Annotated in this window: 5 protein-coding genes; all 5 read left to right on the top strand. The window is 34.4% G+C overall.

All coding sequences use genetic code 11. The features are described from left to right. Positions 1 to 116 precede the first annotated feature (116 nt). A complete protein-coding gene (locus DF281_RS14310; RefSeq protein WP_109350933.1) occupies positions 117 to 656 on the top strand; it encodes a LysE family transporter in 540 nt (179 codons plus the stop codon). A 256-nt stretch (positions 657 to 912) separates the two neighbouring features. Further along, positions 913 to 1,467 (top strand): histidine phosphatase family protein, encoded by a 555-nt coding sequence (locus DF281_RS14305; RefSeq protein WP_166636168.1) that lies wholly within the window; start codon positions 913 to 915, stop codon positions 1,465 to 1,467. Between the two features lie 378 nt (positions 1,468 to 1,845). Then, positions 1,846 to 2,361 carry a GNAT family N-acetyltransferase gene (locus DF281_RS14300; protein WP_166636167.1) on the top strand — a complete coding sequence of 172 codons (516 nt, stop codon included), beginning with the start codon at positions 1,846 to 1,848 and terminating at the stop codon, positions 2,359 to 2,361. Positions 2,362 to 2,481: 120 nt separating this feature from the next. After that, positions 2,482 to 3,111: a class I SAM-dependent DNA methyltransferase gene (locus DF281_RS14295; protein ID WP_232026034.1), complete on the top strand. Its 630-nt coding sequence runs from the start codon at positions 2,482 to 2,484 to the stop codon at positions 3,109 to 3,111. Between the two features lie 7 nt (positions 3,112 to 3,118). Beyond that, the gene (locus tag DF281_RS14290) at positions 3,119 to 3,421 is read left to right on the top strand and encodes a hypothetical protein (protein ID WP_109350929.1); all 303 of its coding nucleotides are present in this window, start codon (positions 3,119 to 3,121) and stop codon (positions 3,419 to 3,421) included. The last annotated feature ends 172 nt before the right edge of the window (positions 3,422 to 3,593 follow it).

Below are 3,593 nucleotides of genomic sequence, written 5' to 3'. Positions count from 1 at the left end.
CTAAAAGAAAAAGGCGATAAGACCTTTATATCAGTTTTCGAGTTACCAACGGTAACCCTCAAACTGAACGGTATTCATCCCCCACTTATAGAAGATGGGGGAATTCTACCGAACAGATGTTAAAAAATGGATTTATTCATGGATGGGCAGTCGGACTTGGGGGAATGACGCTTGATGCAGGACTCATAATCGCTTTATATTTTGGATTAGCATCTGTATTAGCGATGCCATTCGTTCAATTACCGCTATGGTTAATCGGTGCAGCATTTTTAGGATACTTAGCATATGATTCAATAAAAAATGCGGATCAAGATATTACATTAGCCGGTGAGAAAACAACGAAATCATTTTGGAGTACATATAAGAACGGATTACTAGTCGCAGTATCTCCAGGGAATTTAGTTTTTTGGGTAACTGTTTTTGGTGCCGTTCTTGCAAAATCATATAGTGTCGATCAATTCGGTGTCGCAGGACTTGGGGTTTTATCAGGTATTTTACTACATGATGTGGGATTATTATTAATCGTTTCACTGTCACGAAAAGCGATGAGCCGCAAGATGATTCGCAATGTATCAGTCATAGCGGGTATCTTATTAGTCGGTTTTGCATTGTACTTTGTTTACGAGTTCATCATAGGCGTAGGCAAGTTCATTTAGTAGCTTTTTCAATCAAACTATTTTAGAATATGGTCAAAACCTTTGGAGTCGATTGAATGCAGCTGTGGATTAATAAATTAAAATGTATGTGGAAAAGTTTGCTCTTTTACTGTGTAGCGATTCTTTTACCACTCTATATTTTCTATGTGATATTTTTATAAAATGATGTGAAGAACGGTATGTTGTACTGTTCTTTTTTTGATTCAAAATTTCAGCGTGTCAATTTTTTATGTATAATCAATTTGAGGTGAAAACGATGAAAAATATTTATATTGTGCGTCATTGTAAGGCGGATGGACAGCAAGCAGATGCGAATTTAACAGCAGTAGGTCAAGAACAAACGAAGCAACTTATCGAATTCTTTGAAAATCGTCAAATTGATGCAATTTATAGTAGTACATATAAGAGAGCTTATTTATCGGTAGAACCGCTTGCGAAAAAGCGTGGATTATCGATTATTCAAGATGAAAGATTAACGGAACGCGTATTTAGTACGATTCAAATGGATGATTGGATGACTTGGTTCAAAAAAGGTTTTGAAAATCCGGATCTCGTATTTGAGGGCGGGGAATCAGGTCGCGATGCGAAAAAAAGAATCGTACAAGTAATAGAAGAAATTATAAAAAGTGATGCAGAAAATATTATTGTCGCAAGTCATGGGAATCTGATTTCGATGTTTTTACAAACAATCAATGAGGATTTTGATTTCGATGATTACTGGCGCATTTCAAATCCAGATGTATTTTTAGTGACTGATTCGGAAGAAGATCAATTAAGTTATGAACGAATCTGGGTGGAGAAAAATAATTAAAAAGGAATTTCAGCATTTTTTAATGGGCTGATTCATTGCTAAAAGAAGAATAAGTATTAAATCAAGGATAAAAGTGGATATCATTGTCAACATTACATCTAGTTTTTCACGCGGTTGTCTAGTAAAATAGAAGATGGAAAAGAAAAGGTAAGCCACTTTTCTCCAAAAAAATCGCTTACATTTTTTTATCCGAAGAGAGCCATGACCGGTGTATGCCAGTCACGGCTTTTTTTTATTTAGCGGGAATTTGTAAGATCCCTACTCTTGTTAAATGTCTAAATTTAGTATAATATGAAATATTCAGAAAATAAAATGTATTAAAAATAGCGAATTAATGTGGTGCTATGGTATGATATTTTTAAAATTGGAGGAGATTTTGTGCATATTATTGAATTGACAAAAGACTATGCACCACTCTATAGAGAGCTTCGTCTTCAAGGTCTTCAAGAGAATCCCACGTCATTTGGCGCGTCGTTTGAAGAAGAGAGTGAATTACCGCTTTCAAACTTTGAAGAAAAGATCTTACATCCTCATAGAATTACATTTGGTGCATTTGAAAGTGATGAACTACTCAGTATTTTGACACTCGAAAAAAGTAATTTTAAAAAAATGTCCCATATCTCAACTTTGTCAGGAATGTATGTTCATAAAGCATTTCGAGGGCAGGGAATTAGTAAGCCGATTATGGCGTCTGCAATTATGCGCGCAAAAGAATTAAAGTGTGAACAAATTCATCTATCCGTCAATATTGAAAACAAAATTGCGAAAGAATTATATACTTCCTTTGGTTTTGAAATTATAGGTATGGAAAAAGAAATAATCAAAATGACAAATGGCAAGTATATTGATGAGTATCGAATGGCGTTATATTTTGATGAATGGCATGAAGTTTAAATAATAATATTACATTGAGAGGAGTGCTTGGCATGATTAAATTAACGATTAAAAACAGACAAAATAAGGGGGATTTAATCCGTTAAATTCTCCATTACTTCGGAGGAATTTAAATTGACAATGAATAATAAAGGTTTCGACCTATGGGCTACTAGCTATGATCAAACTGTACAAGTTAGTGATCAAAATGAAGAATATCCATTTGCGGGTTACGATGAGATGATGGATGTATTATTTGAAAAGGCGAATCAACTTCCATGTTCCAAAATACTCGATGTAGGTATTGGAACGGCGAATCTTGCGCATAAATTATACAATGAGAAACATCGGATTACTGGAATCGATTTTTCACAAAACATGTTGGAAATTGCGAAAGGGAAAATGCCATTTGCCAAACTGCATTTAGCAGATTTGTCGAAAGGAATGCCTCAGCAATTACAAGATGAAAAATACGATATCATTATGAGTAACTATGCACTTCATCATTTTGAAGATGCGACAAAGGTCAAAATTATAAAAAGTTTATTGAGTTTATTAGAGCCAGCCGGTGAATTGTTCATTGCAGACATTTCATTTGATACCGAACTTGCTCAGCAAAAATGCAAGGAGAGAAATATTCATCATTGGGATGACGACGAATATTATTTCATCGCAACGAAGCTTCTCCCTGTTGTTTCTAACTTCGCCCATGTACAATACAAGAAATACAGTCAATGTGGCGGTATATGGACGATTAAAAATAAGGGATGATTTTTGAATGACTTTGAATGATTTTTTGCCGATGACCATTGTTGGAATCGCATTAATAGCACTAGCAATTTACTTACTTATTACGAATAAAATGAGCGTGTTAATCGGGATGCAAGCTAATTTTCTTAAAACCGATTTGAAAACAGTTTCTCGAATAGCCGCATTATTTTTATTCGGCATGAGTGTTTGTACATTGTTATTGCCGCTTGCTGAAAAGTTCAGCCCTATTCTTTTAATAGTAGATTTGGGCATGATCTTATTATTGGTTTTGTCGCTATTTTATTATTTACACAGGCAGAGAATTAAATAATCGATGAGTAGAATTCTTATTTATATAAGAGTTCTATTTTTTTGCGGCTCTTTGTCAAATAACGTTGGTGAGAGTTTTCAATTGAATAAAAATCGATTGGTTTGAGCGAGATCACGTTTCATTTATGAAGCGTGGCTCGCTCTTTTTAAATGGAAATGTAAGTAGATTCGAT

It is taken from the genome of Kurthia zopfii, from assembly GCF_003143955.1.
In the GTDB taxonomy this organism is placed as follows: domain Bacteria; phylum Bacillota; class Bacilli; order Bacillales_A; family Planococcaceae; genus Kurthia; species Kurthia zopfii.
The sequence above is the reverse complement of the archived record's forward strand: the minus strand, read 5'-3'. Positions and strand labels throughout refer to the sequence as shown.